This is a genomic window from Microbispora rosea, assembly GCF_044460045.1.
Taxonomy (GTDB): domain Bacteria; phylum Actinomycetota; class Actinomycetes; order Streptosporangiales; family Streptosporangiaceae; genus Microbispora; species Microbispora rosea.
In genome coordinates this window covers 155,356-171,000 of the sequence record NZ_JBITJO010000010.1, presented here as the reverse complement: position 1 = coordinate 171,000, position 15,645 = coordinate 155,356, and the positions used below count along the sequence as shown (strand labels likewise).

Here is a 15,645-nt window from a genome sequence, read left to right as displayed (position 1 = left end):
CCAAATCACCAAATCCACCACACCGAAGCATGTCAGGGCATGGCGCATAGAGCCCGCACTAGTTCGAGGCCTACAGCTTGAGGGATGAATGCCACAATTCGACACCACGTAGGGAAGTTTCCTACTTGCGCCGGTGAGGCATAGTTCGGCGGTCGCCACGTTCGCAGGTGTCAACGACGCTCGAAAACGGGATCAGGCACACTTTCCGTGAAGTGAACCCTGGTCAGTCGGCCAGCAGGAGGCGTTTGCGCAGGAGATCGGGGTTGGCGCGGCCGTACATCTGCCGCTTGAGCATCTTGGTCCGGTTGACGTGCCCTTCGACGGGTCCGGAGCTGTAGGGCAGGGTGAGGCCGGCGGTGACGGCGTCTTGGTCGCGGCGTAGCCCGGTGACGAAGGAGTGCAGGTCAGGCAGGTCGTCGTGGAGTACCGCGTTGATCCATGCCTCCAGGTCCCGGCCGCGGAGGTTCATCATCATTTCGGCGAACTGGCGCACGTGGTCCCGGAGCGCTGCCAGCTGGGGACTTAAGGCGGTGAGTGTGTCGAGCTGGCGTTGCTCGCCGGGTTCGAGGCGGGCGGGGTTGCGCAGGAACCAGCCGGTGGCCTGCCGGACCGTGGGCGGGCGGGGTGAAGCCGGGGTGGGTGGCAGGCCGGCTCGCCAGGGGCGGACGTATTGGCGGACGGCGGTGCTGCTGCCGCGGTAACCGACATTCCGCAGTTCACGGCAGAGGAGTTCGGCGTTGGTGCATCCCTCCGCCCACCGCTTGCGCAGGTAGGCGTCATAAGCGTCCAGTGCCTTGGGGCGCTGGCCGGTGCCGATGTGCACGAGCAGGTCTTCGGGGCTGCCGGCGCGGGCGAAACGCCGGACGGTGTTGCGGCCGAGGTTCAGCCGACGGGCGATCTCCCGGACGCCGTGGCCTTGCTTCAGCAGAGCGTGAACGACGGCATGCCGTTCCCGGGTGCGGACGGCGATCCGGTCATCGCGGTCAGCGGGCGACCGAGGCGGGGTGGGCGTCTGCGCAGGTGGAGCAGGTGTGCGCTGAGCGGTGAGCGTGGGGATCAGGGACGGCAGGTGATGGCGGTGGCGGGTGAGGGTGCGTTCGACGGCCTCGCCGAGGTTTCTCCAGATATGCCAGCGGTCTGCTACCTGGATCGCATGCGGTGCGCCGCGGGCGGTGCCCTCGGCATAGGCGCTGGCCCGGTCCCGGCACACGATCTCGACGCCGGGGTGAGCGTGCAGCCAGGCTGCGAGGGTGTCGGCCGTACGGTCGGGCAGCACGTCGACCACCGTGCTGGTAGAGATGTCGATCAGGATGGTGCCGTAGGAGTGGCCCCGCCGGTAGGCGAAGTCGTCCACGCCGAGCACCTGTGGGCCCGCCAGGAGGGGCGGCTCGGGCAGGCCGCGGATCAGTCTGATCAGCGTCGTCCGGCTCACTGCGGTGGCCAGGCGCTGGGTAAGCCGGGCCCCGGCGCGACCGCCCAGCGCCAGCGCGATCGCCTGCAACACCTTGCCCGCTGGGATGCTGCGGCGGCCGTATCGCACCGTCAGGTCGGGGATTTGCTCGGCGAACGTCGCTCTCGCACACGTGGGATTACGGCAGAAGAATCGGTGTACCCGCAGGTGGATGAGCAGTTCCTGGCCGCCGGCTGCGGTGTCGGACAGCCGCCGTTCATAGTGACTGTGCCTGCGCCGCGACTGAACCCCGCAGTCCGGGCACGCGGCCTCCATGGTGCCGGTTCTGGCTCGGATTCGCACCGTCGTTCCCGCATGGAACACCTGGTCGATGCGCACGCGGGCGAGGTGGGGAAACAAGACCGCGACCATCTCACTGATCAACACGCCGCAGATCGTCGCCATTGGGAGGCGAGCTACTGGCTAGAACACCTGAACTGTGATCAGCTCAGCCGGGGTCCGATCACGGAAAGTGTGCCTGATCCAGTTTTCACGTGTCGTCGACATCGCAGGGAGCGGCAGACCGATAACCACAGCTGATGGCGGCGGCGATCCGAACCCCAGCAGTGATGACGGGACGGCGGCCGGAGGTGGTCGGGGCGGACAGGACCCGGGATCGGAACTGGCTTGGGGTATTCCGGCCCGGGTAACGTCACCTCGCATCACAGTCTCAATCAGGCCCAGCCGACGCCAAGCCTATGGGTTAACACTGTAGACGTCGGGATTGACATGTCACGTGGGCCGCCGATCGGTGTCGGTGAGATGGGTACGAGGCGAGGCGCAGTTGCGGACCTGATCAGGATCAATGACGTAGTACGATCCGAGCCCTTCGCAGTCGAATGGACCGCAATGAAGGCTTGCTTGAGAACAGAATCATCGTCATCCGGGCTATCCGGATGAGCACGAGACCCAAGCTTGCGATCGCATCGGCACCGCTAGGCCTGCTTCCAGGATGCGAGTGCGTTTGTAGAAACAGCAGGTCGCGAAGTGTGTGTGTCCCCACGCTCGTGGGGGTAGCCGGGCGACCCCAACGAGATCTTCACCCCGTTCTCGTCCTCCCCACGCACGTGGGGGTGAGCCGCCTCCACGGCTGTGGAGACGCTTCTGGGCGCCGTCCTCCCCACGCACGTGGGGGTGAGCCGGCCTTGGCGGGGAGCTTGTGGACGTTGGGCATGTCCTCCCCACGCACGTGGGGGTGAGCCGCCTTCTACTCCGTTGCCCAGCTCCGCATTCTGGTCCTCCCCACGCACGTAGGGGTGAGCCGCCCCGCGGCCGGGACAGCACGCGCGTCGCCGCGTCCTCCCTACGCACGTGGGGGTGAGCCGGAAGCCAGCCCCGCGTCCGACCCGCTGCGCACGTCCTCCCCACGCACGTGGGGGGTGAGCCGACCCGTGACACGTTGTGCAGGGCGAACGTGTAGTCCTCCCCACGCACGTGGGGGTGAGCCGGAGTTCCTTGCCATCGTCGTCTCCCGCCTGCTGTCCTCCCCACGCACGTGGGGGTGAGCCGCTGGCGCCCGTGCCGATCGACACCGTGCCCCAGTCCTCCCCACGCACGTGGGGGTGAGCCGCCGGGCGGCACGCTGCACTGGATCGGCCGCGACTCCTCCCCACGCACGTGGGGGTGAGCCGACCGCGGTGGGAATGAACGCGGTGGTGATGTCGTCCTCCCCACGCACGTGGGGGTGAGCCGCTGGGGCTGTATGGGGTTGTAGAGGTCCGTCGGTCCTCCCCACGCACGTGGGGGTGAGCCGCAGGCGATGGCGTACTCGTCCTCAAGGGCGGCGTCCTCCCCACGCACGTGGGGGTGAGCCGGACCCGAGCGTGCGTATCCTGATCTGCTCCGAGTCCTCCCCACGCACGTGGGGGTGAGCCGTTCCCGCTGTACTTGCATGACCAGCAGATGAAGTCCTCCCCACACACGTGGGGGTGAGCCGTCCGGATGGGTCGAGTCTCTTTTTCAATACGTGTCCTCCCCACGCACGTGGGGGTGAGCCGCTGTCCCCGGCGGAGCGGGAGGGCCTGTACCTGTCCTCCCCACGCACGTGGGGGTGAGCCGTACCGCGCCTGGGAGGACGAGGGCTGGGACAGGTCCTCCCCACGCGCGTGGGGGTGAGCCGTGGTCCCACGGGAAGCCGGTCCCGGGGTCGGTGTCCTCCCCACGCACGTGGGGGTAAGCCGGTGGCGACCAGGGCGACCCACACGGTGGCCACGTCCTCCCCAAGCAGGTGGGGGTGAGCCGTCTCCGCCGAGTGACTCAGCACCGGATACTAGTCCTCCCCACGCACGTGGGGGTGAGCCGGACCTGGGCCGGGCCCGGGTCAAGGAACTTCTGTCCTCCCCACGCACGTGGGAGTGAGCCGATGTCGGGATACCGCTTGATGTTCTCGATATCGTCCTCCCCACGCACGTGGGGGTGAGCCGTCCTGGCGGTCGAGCCTGCCGGTGATCCCGACGTCCTCCCCACGCATGTGGGGGTGAGCCGTGGCCGGTCCCGCAGGTGGGGTCGACGGTGCGGTCCTCCCCACGCACGTGGGGGTGAGCCGGCGAAACCGTGGTCGATCTACAGGGGGGACGCGTCCTCCCCACGCACGTGGAGGTGAGCCGTCCTGGCGGTCGAGCCTGCCGATGATCCCGACGTCCTCCCCACCCACGTGGGGGTGAGCCGGACGTCTGGGCCGCTCGCGAGGGCATCCTGGAGTCCTCCCCACGCACGTGGGGGCGAGCCGCCCCGACGCCTCACGCGTCGGGGCCTGCTGTCGTCCTCCCCACGCACGTGGGGGTGAGCCGAAGGAGTACGAGGACTGGCAGCGGTCCCTCGAGTCCTCCCCACGCACGTGAGGCGAGCCGTCTTACTCTTCATCGTCGGCCCAATCCGGGAAGTCCTCCCCACGCACGTGGGGGTGAGCCGCTGGGGCACCCGCAGGGGTGGCTTTGGGGCCGTCCTCCCCACGCACGTGGGGGTGAGCTGTTCAAGGTCGGCGACCGTGTCTGGGTACGGTTGTCCTCCCCACGCACGTGGGGGTGAGCCGTCCGGGCCGTCGCACAGATAGACGCGCTGGAAGTCCTCCCCACGCACGTGGAGGTGAGCCGGTCGCGGAGATCGACGCCCAGTACCCGCTCCCGTCCTCGCCACGCACGTGGGGTGAGCCGACCGCCGAATGGGCCGGCATCGCCGCGCAGAAGTCCTCCCGACGCACGTGGGGGTGAGCCGACCGTGCGGTGGAACGCCACGCCGACCTCCGTGTCCTCCCCACGCACGTGGGGGTGAGCCGGTCTGACGTGGCGATCTCTGGCAGCTTCGAAGGTCCTCCCCACGCACGTGGGGGTCAGCCGCGGGCATCACCGCGCATTGGTAACGCTCTCGAGTCCACGTGAGGTGAGCCGTCTTCCCTTCATGGAGCAGGCGGATTGGCTGTGGGCAAAGAAGCTTCGTGGCGCATGGGATGGACCGGGGAAGTTGAGATGGGTGCGGGGTCGTCGACGGCGGACTTCACCACCTGGTCGATCGTGTTTGGGTGGTCGAGGGCGGCCAGAGCTGCCGCCGTACTGGTCCGGGTGGCTAGCGCAACGTTGACAGCTTGCAGTGGCAGGTTCGTACGGCTCTCCAGGACCAGCCGCAGTTCCTCGTCCGTGGGTGCAGCGGCGCCGGGGCAGGCGCCCAACTCGTCCAAGAGTCCGTGCGCGCGCTGCTCAGCGGCGCGTTCCCAGTCCTCACGGAAGGGGCCGTGCTCGAAGTTGTCGAACACCGCCTCGTGGCCCACGCCGACGGTGACCGCCGCGCGACGCGGGGCGGGGCCACGGGCGTCTCGGGAGAACGACGGGGTGGCCTGATGCATCGCCTCCAGTCGGCTCATCCCGTCTGCGCGCAGCTGGTCGTAGTCCGCCATCGCCTGCGGGTGCAGCGTGCGCAGCCGCTCCTCGCACTTACGCACGGCGGCCTCGGCTGTTGGGTCGTCGGCGGCGTGCGGCACGGCGGCGCTCCAGATCTTGCCGACGTCGAGCAGGTCGGCTTCGCCGAGCCAGCGCGCGTCGTGCGCCGGCGCCCAGCGGGATCGAGCGGCCTGCCGTACGGCGTGCGCCTGCCGTTCCAGCTCCCGTCGGGCGGCGAGGTCACGGGCCTGCGCGATTTCGGCCTGGCGCCGCGCGACGTCGACTCCCACCTGGACGGCGACCGCGACAAACGAGGTCAGCTGGGCCGTTCGCCCGGACGCCCGTCCCAACGCTTCGCGCATCGGGTCGTCGTAGTGCTCACCATCCATGCCGGGGCTCCCTGACCGTGCTGCCGGGCTGCCCGGGAGGGTCCTGGAGCAGCCGTACGGGCTGAGGGTGAGCGGGAGGCGTTGCCGACACCGTGACCTGGGTGAGCAGCCGGTTCGCCGCCTGGCGGGCGGCGGCGGCCTGGGCGGCGTGCTGCTGGGCTCGGCGCAGGTCGGCGACCGCATTGACGAGGGAGGCCAGCACGCCGACCAGGACCATGCCGGCGAGCGTCGTGTCCCGGCTCATGGCGCCCGACAGGGCTAGCAGCCGGACCGCGGAGCGTAGCCGTACGCCCTCCGGCGACGGCGCCGGAATCCGGCCGTAGCCGGCGCGGGCGGCGCGCTCGTATTCCTCGGCCGCCTTGGCCAGGACCGGGTTGCCGAGCGCGGTGGCGGCCATGCGCAGGGCGTCGGCGGCGGCCCATGCGGCGTCGGCGGCCGAGGCCGGATCGTCCCTGATGCGGGCTGCCGCGGCGGACGCCGCCTGTGCGGCCTGGCCGTATAGTGCCTCTCGCTCGGCTCGTGTCCAGCCGGCCTCGCCGGTACGCCACAGCCGGCGTAGCTGGGGCAGGGTGAGCCAGCCGGCAAGGCGGCCCCCGGCGTACCAGATCAGCTCCCCGCTTCCCCCGCCGGCGCCGTCGGCCGTATGGGTCATGCCGGGCAGGCTGACGGCGTATCCGGTGACCTGGCCGGGGTTGGTCTGGCTGTGGCGCAGCCGTAGGAGCACGCCCTGCTCGGCCAGGCGGCGGAAGAACTCCTGTTCGTCGTGCGCGTCACGAGCGGCGGTCGCGACCTTCTCCCGGAGTTCGTCCTGGGGTGTACGTCGCCAGCGGGCGCGCAGCTTGGGCCAGGTCAGGTCGGGGGCCAGCGCCCCTCCCCCGTACCAGACGAGGGCGCCGGCGGCGGTGCGGTGGTGGTCGAGCGCCACCGCGTACCCGACGACCTCACCGTCGTCGCGCCGTCGCAGCCTGACGCGCACCCCCGCCTGCGCCAGCCTGGCGAGGAAGTCCTCGGGGGACGCCGCGCCCGCGGCCGCCGCGACCACCTGTCGCCGCAGGCCTTCGCGCGGGATCTGCGACCAGCCGCGCCGCCCGGCCTGCTCGCGCTCGGCCCGGGTCGGCCGCTTGGCCGCGGTGCGGTCCCCCGGCGCGGTACGGCGCAGGCCGAGCTCGGCCTCCACAGCCCGGCAGGCCTCCCGCAGCCGGTAGAAGTCGTTGGAGGTGCGGGCCTTGCCGCCGTCCTGCCGGGCGAGAGTGGCGACGATGTGGATGTGGTTGTCGCCGTGGTGGACGGCGACCCAGCGCACCGCCTCCGCCTCCTGCCCGTACGGCGCGAGCCCAACGCGGTGCAGGACCTCGCGTGCGACGTGCGCCCATTCGGCGTCGGTCAGGTCCCGATCCTGCGGGGCGGCGCGGACGATGCAATGCCATACGCGCTCGGCCTCGCCGATGGCCGCGCACGGCTGCCGGAGCAGGGTGGTGAGCCGGGTGAAGTCGCGCTTGCCGTCCGCGCGCGGCGGCGGCTCCAGTTCGTCCTGTCCCCGCCAGCCGGCGACCAGGTGCGGGTTGACGTGCTCGTTGGCCTTCCCCGGGCCGTACAGGTAGCGCAGCAGCCCGGCCACGCGGCCGCCGCGCCGCACCTTGCCGATCATGGAATCTTCTTCAGTACGGCGTGCGCCGCCTCATCCAGGCGGGCGACGAATCGCATGCAGGCCGCGGCGTACAGGCGCAGGGTCGGCGGGACCTCCCCCGTCGCGTGCAGCGCCGCGACGGTCTGGTTGAGGTTCACGCCGATCTTGCGGACCTGCTCGCTCGCCCGCATCAGCTCACGGAGCGCCTCCCGCAGCACGGGGACCTGCGGCCCGGCCTGGCCCCGTGCGGCGGTCAGTGCGGCGTTGGCGGCGTACGCGCCGCGCGACAGCCCGTCGCGGGCGGCGGCCTCCTCCAGTTCGGCGTACTCGCCGTCGTCGAGCGAGAACTGCACGACGCGGCGCCGCTTGGGCCCCCGCCGCCGACGGCGCCCCTGCCTGTTCCCCTCCATCGCCGCCGACCCTGGCCGTACGGCGTTGCCCGCACCGTGACGTCATCGCCGAGGCAGGATTGCGAGCATGCGCGGAGGCAGGAAGGTCCGGATCACCATCACCGTGGACGCCGGCATCCTCGAATACGCCGAGCACCTCGTCGCGGCAGGCAAGGCCGCCAGCGTGACCGCGGTCTTCAACGACGCCGTCACCGAAAAGCACATCACCGACCAGCGCGCGCTGGCTCTGCTGCGCGAACGCGCCCGGCAGGCCGACCCCGCCCGGGTGGCCCGGATGACGCGGCACGTGAACCGCCAACTGGCTGAGCACGGCTTCCCGGTGGCACCGGCCTCGACATCACTATCCGCCAGTCCGGTTCGCAGTGATCGTAGCCGTTTCATCCCAGGTCACCCCGAGGCGTGTTCACCGAGTGACCGCCGGATTCCGCCCGAGGCTGTCAGGGGTCTGTCACGCTGTGTGACGTGCTGCTGGCGTACGTGGACGAGAGCTACACCCGCGACCGCTACTCCATGGTTGCGCTGCCGGTCTCGTACGTCCAGGTGATCTCCCTGACACGCGCCCTGGACGAGGTCGTGGCCGGCGCCGGGCAGGCGTACGGGGTCGTCCCGGAGGAGTTGCATGGCACGGACCTGTTGCACAGTGACCGTGGCTGGGAGCCGATCGTGAAGATGCCGCGGGCGACGATCGGGGTCTACCGTGCGGGGTTCCTGGTCATCGCCGACCACGAGGTGCTGCGGGCCCGATTCCGAGGAGGCCCCCGGGGGACGATGCCGCGTGAGGGTGAGCACCGCTTGGGCGGATGAGTCGTTTCAGGAGCACGACACGGCCGGCTTCTACATCATCGCTGCCGTGATCATCCCCGCTTCCGCGCAGGAGTCGGCACGTGCGCAGATGCTGCAGGCGCAGGCCCGGCACGCCCCGGCCAAGCTGCACTGGGTCGCCCGCGATGACAAAGAGCGGTTGGAGCTGGCCTACACGGTGGCCGAGATCGACGGGTTGCATGTCGTTGCGGTCGGGTCTCCGGTCCATCAGCGCAGACAAGAGCGCGCCCGCGCCTACTGCCTTCACCAACTGGTGCTCGAACTGCACGGGTTCGGAGTCGAGCAACTGTTCATGGAGGCCCGCCAGCCAACGCTCAACACCAGGGACGTCACCACTGTGCAGCACGCCCGCTACACACTGCCCAAGGGCACCCGCTTCCGCATCGATCATCTGCCCGGCGCGGGCGAGGCCCTACTGTGGGTCGCCGACATCGTGGCCGGCGCCGTCCGCGCCGAGAAGCTGGGCGACCCTCGCTACCGGGAGATTCTCGGCGACAGGGTGATCGACTTCCCCGTGAGGGTGCTCTGATCCGAACCCTGAAAAGCGCCAGGCCAGGCTCCCGGTCATGCCCCAGGTCACCTGGCCTCACGGCTTCCAGGAACCCGCGGTTCCCGGCGTCACCGACAGACTACCTCGGGTGACTATCTCACCGGAAGCGCAGCAACTCAGCCGGAACCTCAGCCGCTACAGATCAAGCGCGCCCCGGATAACTTCGATCTTTCGGCGAACACTACGGTTGATGCCGGTCACCGACACTGCATGCATCTTGAACGTCGCGCCTTGGGCGCTCGCCGCCTACCGGACGCTCCCTTGCCTGGATGGGGCGTGGGAGCGTCAACCCGGCCTTCTGTTATCTCTGCTGACCAGCGTCTGGCTTTGTTCGTGAGTTCTGGCATCAGATCTCGCTGATTTTCGGCACCAGCGGAATTTCACCGACCTCGATGTTCGTAAGTTTGGGCGCCACCCCTCGGTGGGGGCGGGATATGCCTGTCGTCTGCCAGCGCACCGCTAACGCACGGTGACGGGGTGTCGGCGGCGGGGCGCGCCTTGTCTGCGGCAGATCCCCATGGATCAGAATGTGCCGATGACGATCTCCGCTGACGACTCCGGTCCCGTCCGGATTGTGACGGCAGTTCTTCGCGACGGCGATCGGGTGTTGCTGTGTCATCGAAGCGCCGGGCGCCGTTGGTATCCCGACGTGTGGGACCTACCGGGCGGTCATGTTGAGGAGGGGGAGGATCCGAAAGAGAGCCTTGTCCGCGAGCTTCGGGAGAAGTTGGCAATCACGGCATCGGAGCCGTCCAGCCCGCCGATGCATGAGATCCGGACCGCGACGTTCGACATGCAAATCTGGTTGGTCGACAGGTGGACCGGAACACCCGTCAACGCCGCGCCGGACGAGCATGACGCTGTGGCGTGGTTCGAGACGTCCGACCTTGACAGCCTGCGTCTCGCCCATGAGTCGTATCTCTCGATGCTCACCGCCGTGCTCGTCACGTGACGTCGCTCCGAAAGCCAGGGGTGCGCGCTCATCGGCAGATCCGCGCACTCGCACCCGGCTCGGTCCATGAGTGATTGCACGGAGGTGAACGGGGCTCCGGAGCTACCGCCGACGTCACCGGCGGGCAAGATCCGCAAGTGGTGCCAGTTCTCACGAACATCTCGGCACGCGGCGCCAGCAACGTGGCGCCGAAAGTCGCGAACATCTGGCGCCCAATCTCGCGAACGAAGCCAAGCGTCATCAGGTTGTGAAGATCTCAAAGTTGGCGGGAGTCGTCGCGATCGCCAGGTGAGGCCAGCCGCTGCCGCCAATGGGCTCCTCCGGGTGCGGGCCAGGTGTCTTCCGCCACCCGCCTCTCCCACCGATGCACGTAGTCCCGGAACCCGGTCTCAGTCCGCGGCATGTCCAGCCACTCCCGCGCCGCGAGTCTGAACTCGCGCATGACCAGGTCATCGGTGTCCGCCCCATAGTCGACGGGCCAGCCGTCGAGAATGTCGTCGATTTCCATCCAGGCACGGTAGAGCCCGCCTACCCCCCGCAGGTGCTCGAAGTACGGCCGCTCCATACAGTTCCACGCTGCTTCGAGGACGAAGCCGCGTATCTGCTTCACATCCCCACTGACGAGGACGCCCTGCATGAGCGGATCAATCCTTGCGGCGGTCCCGGCGAGCAACTCCAGATCCACAGGCTCGAGATCGGTCACGACTCTAGAATCGCAAGAGGTGCTGGACTGCTTACGGTCGGCGCGGCCAGGGCCCCGATGATCGCTGGCCTCACCGGCTATGAGCTGCGATTTCAGGATGAAAGAGGCTTGCGGATGTGCCACGTCTCTCCGGGGCACATGGGCCGCCCGTAGGTGTAGCGCTTTCCGGTCTCCGTCGTCGCCGTGAACCGGTCGTCGGGCAGGGGAGTGACCCGGCAGCGGTTTGGCGGCGGAATCTTCTCGATGGATCCGCCGGGAGGAAGGTTGGCGTACAGGTCGCCTCTGTTCCAGGTGACCACGACGTTCTCGCCAGTTTCGTTGACGATGTTGAAGATCTCGTCCCGGTAAGGCTGGCACGCGGCCAAGGCGAGGGTCACCAAGACCACCGCCCCGGCCAACGGCCGAATGCGCTTGCGGCTCGCGCCTGGCACCACTTGTCCTCGTCTCCGTCGACCATGTGTGTCCGGGGTCTTTGAACCGCGCCGAGTTCCGTAGAGCCTCTGATGTGGCTCGGGTTTCGCCGCGCACACGCCGTTGCTCCCGCACTCGTTGCACGACCGCGCCCGGTCGTAGGACTCCCGCCGCCCCGGGAGTCGTAAGCATGGTTTATGCATATCTTGCTGCTTCGAGTGCGGCGGGTTCACGGTGACTGAAGGTTCTTCAGCAGGAACCCACGGCTGTTCGGCGTTCCAGGGTCGCAATGGCGTCGGGTTCGGGTGTCAATTCCGGCTCGATCGTGACCCGGCTGTTCCGGGTGAACTTTGAACCACCCGAAGTTTTGATCTTTAGTTGTCGGTCTTGGCTGCGGGGACACGGCCGAGGTCTCGGTCCTTGAGCCGGTAGCTGTCGCCTTTCAGCGAGACGACCTCGGCATGATGGACCAGGCGGTCGATCATGGCTGCGGCCACGACGTCGTCGCCGAAGACTTCGCCCCAGCGGCCGAACGGCTTGTTGCTGGTCACGATCAGGCTCGCCCGCTCGTAGCGACTGCTGACCAGCTGGAAGAACAGATTGGCCGCCTCGGCCTCGAAGGGGATGTAACCCACCTCATCGACGATCAGCAGCGGGATGCGGCCGAGCTTGACGAGCTCGCCCTGGAGCCGTCCGGCCTGGTGGGCCTCGGCCAGACGCGCCACCCACTCGGCGGCGGTGGCGAAGGCGACGCGGTGCCCGGCCTGGCAGGCCCGTATCCCCAGCCCGATGGACAGGTGGGTCTTGCCGGTGCCGGGCGGGCCGAGGAACACCACGTTCTCCTTGGCGGTGATGAAGTCCAGCGTGCCCAGGTGGGTGATGACCTCGCGTTTGAGGGACCGCTGGTGATCGAAGTCGAACTCCTCGATCGACTTGCGGGCGGAGAAGCGGGCGGTGCGGATGCGGCCTTCACCGCCGTGGGCTTCGCGGGCGGCGACTTCCCGCTGCAGGCATGCGGCCAGGAACTCCTCATGACTCCACTGTTCGGAGCGGGCGCGTTCGGCCAGCCGTTCGACCGCTGCGGCCAGGGAGGGAGCCTTTAGCGCCCGGGTGAGATAGGCGATCTCACTGGCCACGTTCCTGCCGGTGCTTTTGCTGCCGGTCGGGGCGCTCATCCGGCGATCTCCTCATCGGTCAGGCCGAGCAGCCGGTCGTAGTCCGACAACGGCCGCTGCTCCACCGCGGTCTGCAGCGGGCGCAGCGCAGCCAGGTGCCGCGCCTGACGCAGTTGCGCCGCTGCAGCCTGGTGGGCAGGGTCGGTGATGGTCTGATGGTCGGCCCAGCAGCGGTCATGGCGGGCCACCGCGGCGCCGTCACAGGTGACCACGACTTGGTCCAGGTCAGCGGTCACGTGGACTCGCCGGCCGATCACCGACGGGTGCACCGAATAGTCGTTGGAGTCCAGCCGCACGTAGTGGTCGCGGGGCAAGCGGGTGCTCAGTTGCCATCCCACCGTCGGCGCGACCGGCGGCAGGGGCAGCATCGCCGCCCGGTCGGCCTCCCACCGGTCGATCGGCCGGCAACCGAGCCGCCGGTGATGACGGGTACCGGCCCGCACCAGCCAATCGCTCAGCTGGGCGGTGAAGTCGGCCGGGCCGACGAACGACCGGCCGGGCAGGAATGAGGTCTCCAGATAGCCGTTGGCGCGTTCGACCAGGCCCTTGGCCTCCGGGTCGGCCGGACGGCATTGGATGACCTTGATACCCAGCGTTCCGCGGAAGGCGGTCATCGCCTCGCTCAGCTGCGGTTTCCCGGCCCGCCACTGGCCGATCGCGGCCTCGTTGTCCCACACCAGGGCCCTCGGCACCCGGCCCCACTCGCTGAGCAGTCTCCAGTGTCCGGCCAGCAGGTCCGGCGCTCTGCGCGAGGGCAGCATGACCGCGCTGATGATCCGTGAGTAGCCGCTGACCATGACCAGCACCGGCGGACGGCCCCTCTGCCCGAACCCCAAAGGGACATCGACCGGCGGGAACCACAGATCGCATTGGGCCAGCTCGCCGGCCTGGTACTCGGTGCGGGAGGCCGGATCGACCGGCCGATACAGCGGTCGCAGCTGCTGCACCCGCTCGAAGAACACCGTCTTACCCCTGCTCCAGCCGACCCGTTCCATGACGACCGAGGTCGGCATGTCCGGGAACTCCGCCAGCAGCGCCCGGATCCGCGGCTCGACCGCGTCGACGATCGATCCTTTCCCGGATCGCACATACCGGGGCGGTTCATGCGAGGCCAGTGCCTTGCGCACCGTGTTCCGAGCGATCCCGAGCCTGCGGGCGATCGCTCGGATCGCCAGTCCCTCAGCCCGATGCAACCGGCGGATCTCCGCCCAGTCCTCCACCTTCAACACCTCACCAGCGTCGGGGGTGGGTCACGATTCCGCCGGAACCACAGGGTCAGTCTTCAACCGGAACCGACATTCGGGGTGCGACTCACGCCGGGGACGGCGGTCGGCATCGGGTGCCAGTGTGGGAGGCGGCGGGCGCCTCGGCTGAGGCGGTGGCGGTTCGATGGGTCGCTCGAGCAGGTGCCGGGCGATGCCGGCGTGGGCGATCGCGGTCGCCGAGCTGAGGTTGAAGGCAATCGCCAGATGCAAAGGACGACGGCCAGAGCGATGACCGGCCGCTGCCCGGGCGTCACCGCGACGTGCTTGACCGCAGTGATCTGTTAGTCGGTCATCGGCAGGAACGCATTCTGTGGCGCTGTCCGGCGCTGAGCCGACGGGTGGGGTCGGCGAAGATCCCGCTGACGGCCTGACTCGCCGAATAGGTGGCGTGACCGTTGTTGTGCACGATCGGCATGCTGATCTTGATCCGCATCACCCACGGCCAGTCCGACGCCCTCCGGCAAGTGATGGTCGCCGCATACGACGCGACGACGTTCCTAGTCGGGATATGGGTCATCGGGTGCTCGATCGCCGGGCCAGCACATCCTTGATTTGGCTTCGCTTGATCAGCGGGCTCGTTCAGCGCATGGTCTGACGCGCAGCGGTAGGAGATTTTTCGAAATACCTCTCATCTCTCCGTGGTAACCAGTAAGTTCAACCCCGTCCCGCCTTCATCTAGGCCTCTCGTCTCTGCGTGATTTAGCCCGGGATGGTTCGTCGCCCGCTTCGCGGGCCTTCATCTCCCGCCTCCGGTGATAGCAGCCGGGTGCGACATTTCCGTTCAAGTCAAGGAGCTGAGGTTGTCTTCGATCACGTTGGACACGCTGTTACGCGCGACCGCCCCGGGAGGCGGTAGCTGTCTCACGTCCACGACCGAACTCGCCCCTGCGGGAGGGAGTCACCAGGCGGTGGCTCCGGCCAAGTTCGCGGCCCCTCGCGGCAAGGAGAGCGTCTACGCCTACGAGCGGCGGTACTTCGGCGGGGAGTTGCGAACCGCGGTGATCATTGATTCGAAGCAGAGCCAACTCAATCGGGCGGAGGCGGGGCTGGCGCTGGCCATTGAGGACGGGAACCCCGTCTTGGCACGGATGCCGCGAATCGTCGTCACGTACGAGATCGATGGGCGGGTCGAGAGGTACTCGGATCTCACTCTTCCGCACAGGGCTTATGACGGCCACATCCGCGCTGCGACAAAGGCCGGCGTTCCGGTTACTGACCTGCCGGAATACCGTGCGATCCGCGACGCCTCGCCAGCGAACGCTCGGGCGTTGCTGGATGCCAGTCCCATCACACTCGTATACGGGGGCTGGGATTCGAGCAGAAGGGCGCGGCAGGGCCGCTGGCGCAGCGCCCTGGTCGGAGAGATCATCGGATTCTGCCGCGAGCGAGAGCCGTCACTGCGTGGCGGCGCACGCGTCGACGGAGTCGGAATGCAGATGCTGCTGACGGGCAAGGATCTGCGGGAGATCGTGGAGCGCCAGAACGGCGAACTGAGCCCGAAGACGGCGGACAAGCTCCTCAAGGAGGCCGACAAAGCGACCAAGGACAAGACCTTGATCTCGGCGTCGCCTCTCGGATTGGGCGGAATTCCGCCCACGCTCAACCAACTGGCCGGTGTCGCATGCGAGCGGATCATCCGAAGCCACGTGCTGTCGTTCGCCACGCTGCGCCAGATGCGATTCGGCGCCGGCGCGGAGGGCGATCAGGCGTGCAGAGCGCTGCTGGCGGCGTTGGCGCTCAACGGGCTGGCCCGTTCGGACGCGGAGCTGTATCTGCGGGCCAACTGCGACCTGCTCGAGGCCGATGCCACCAGGGTGACCATGGATCAGCGCGGCGGCCAGACGATCAGTCTCGAACCGCTCGGCATCAAGGAGGCAGACGCCCTGCTGGCGGAGGCGTTGGCGCACGCCGAGCAGGTAGCTGGCGTTCAATGGAACGGTCCGGTGCTGGAGGTCGACGGAAACCCCGCGATCGTCGCGGGCGCCGTGGCTGGTGACGCGGCCGACGGGGAGTGATCGG

At 68.6% G+C, this 15,645-nt stretch carries 12 protein-coding genes and 2 CRISPR repeat arrays; of the genes, 4 read left to right on the top strand and 8 right to left on the bottom strand.

What is annotated here, in order from left to right; genetic code table 11:
• Positions 1 to 223 precede the first annotated feature (223 nt).
• The 4 genes from ACIBK1_RS32955 to ACIBK1_RS32940 all read right to left on the bottom strand — a co-directional run bounded on the left by ACIBK1_RS32955 (position 224) and on the right by ACIBK1_RS32940 (position 7,748).
• Positions 224 to 1,822: an ISL3 family transposase gene (locus ACIBK1_RS32955; protein ID WP_449566892.1), complete on the bottom strand. Its 1,599-nt coding sequence runs from the start codon at positions 1,820 to 1,822 to the stop codon at positions 224 to 226.
• Positions 1,823 to 2,502: 680 nt separating this feature from the next.
• A CRISPR array of direct repeats spans positions 2,503 to 2,775; the repeat unit is 29 nt; unit sequence GTCCTCCCCACGCACGTGGGGGTGAGCCG.
• Between the two features lie 93 nt (positions 2,776 to 2,868).
• Positions 2,869 to 4,239: a CRISPR direct-repeat array (repeat unit 29 nt; unit sequence GTCCTCCCCACGCACGTGGGGGTGAGCCG).
• A 605-nt stretch (positions 4,240 to 4,844) separates the two neighbouring features.
• Entirely contained in the window at positions 4,845 to 5,711 is an 867-nt protein-coding gene (locus ACIBK1_RS32950) for a hypothetical protein (RefSeq protein WP_142652466.1), read from the bottom strand.
• Positions 5,701 to 7,359 carry a relaxase/mobilization nuclease domain-containing protein gene (locus tag ACIBK1_RS32945; RefSeq protein WP_142652467.1) on the bottom strand — a complete coding sequence of 553 codons (1,659 nt, stop codon included), beginning with the start codon at positions 7,357 to 7,359 and terminating at the stop codon, positions 5,701 to 5,703. Before ACIBK1_RS32945 ends, ACIBK1_RS32950 begins: the two co-directional genes overlap by 11 nt.
• Positions 7,356 to 7,748: a plasmid mobilization protein gene (locus ACIBK1_RS32940; protein WP_142652468.1), complete on the bottom strand. Its 393-nt coding sequence runs from the start codon at positions 7,746 to 7,748 to the stop codon at positions 7,356 to 7,358. The genes ACIBK1_RS32945 and ACIBK1_RS32940 overlap by 4 nt, the downstream gene beginning before the upstream one ends.
• A 462-nt stretch (positions 7,749 to 8,210) precedes the next feature.
• Between ACIBK1_RS32940 and ACIBK1_RS32935 the strand changes: the two genes are divergently transcribed.
• The 3 genes from ACIBK1_RS32935 to ACIBK1_RS32925 all read left to right on the top strand — a co-directional run bounded on the left by ACIBK1_RS32935 (position 8,211) and on the right by ACIBK1_RS32925 (position 10,072).
• On the top strand, positions 8,211 to 8,552 hold the full coding sequence (locus ACIBK1_RS32935; protein ID WP_142652469.1) for a hypothetical protein: 342 nt from the start codon (positions 8,211 to 8,213) through the stop codon (positions 8,550 to 8,552).
• 46 nt (positions 8,553 to 8,598) lie between these two features.
• A complete protein-coding gene (locus ACIBK1_RS32930) occupies positions 8,599 to 9,099 on the top strand; it encodes a hypothetical protein (protein WP_260617556.1) in 501 nt (166 codons plus the stop codon).
• A gap of 556 nt (positions 9,100 to 9,655) precedes the next feature.
• A complete protein-coding gene (locus ACIBK1_RS32925) occupies positions 9,656 to 10,072 on the top strand; it encodes an NUDIX domain-containing protein (RefSeq protein WP_396739579.1) in 417 nt (138 codons plus the stop codon).
• A 256-nt stretch (positions 10,073 to 10,328) separates the two neighbouring features.
• Here ACIBK1_RS32925 and ACIBK1_RS32920 read toward each other — a convergent pair whose 3' ends face one another.
• The 4 genes from ACIBK1_RS32920 to istA form a co-directional block, all read right to left on the bottom strand.
• Entirely contained in the window at positions 10,329 to 10,775 is a 447-nt protein-coding gene (locus tag ACIBK1_RS32920) for a hypothetical protein (protein ID WP_142652471.1), read from the bottom strand.
• Between the two features lie 92 nt (positions 10,776 to 10,867).
• A complete protein-coding gene (locus ACIBK1_RS32915) occupies positions 10,868 to 11,206 on the bottom strand; it encodes a hypothetical protein (protein WP_142652472.1) in 339 nt (112 codons plus the stop codon).
• Between the two features lie 354 nt (positions 11,207 to 11,560).
• Positions 11,561 to 12,361: an IS21-like element helper ATPase IstB gene (istB, locus tag ACIBK1_RS32910; RefSeq protein WP_142652473.1), complete on the bottom strand. Its 801-nt coding sequence runs from the start codon at positions 12,359 to 12,361 to the stop codon at positions 11,561 to 11,563.
• On the bottom strand, positions 12,358 to 13,590 hold the full coding sequence (istA, locus tag ACIBK1_RS32905; protein ID WP_142652474.1) for an IS21 family transposase: 1,233 nt from the start codon (positions 13,588 to 13,590) through the stop codon (positions 12,358 to 12,360). Before istA ends, istB begins: the two co-directional genes overlap by 4 nt.
• A gap of 788 nt (positions 13,591 to 14,378) precedes the next feature.
• On the opposite strand from istA, the gene cas7g reads away from it, so the two are divergent.
• On the top strand, positions 14,379 to 15,641 hold the full coding sequence (gene cas7g, locus ACIBK1_RS32900) for a type I-G CRISPR-associated RAMP protein Csb1/Cas7g (RefSeq protein WP_260617557.1): 1,263 nt from the start codon (positions 14,379 to 14,381) through the stop codon (positions 15,639 to 15,641).
• Positions 15,642 to 15,645 lie beyond the last annotated feature (4 nt).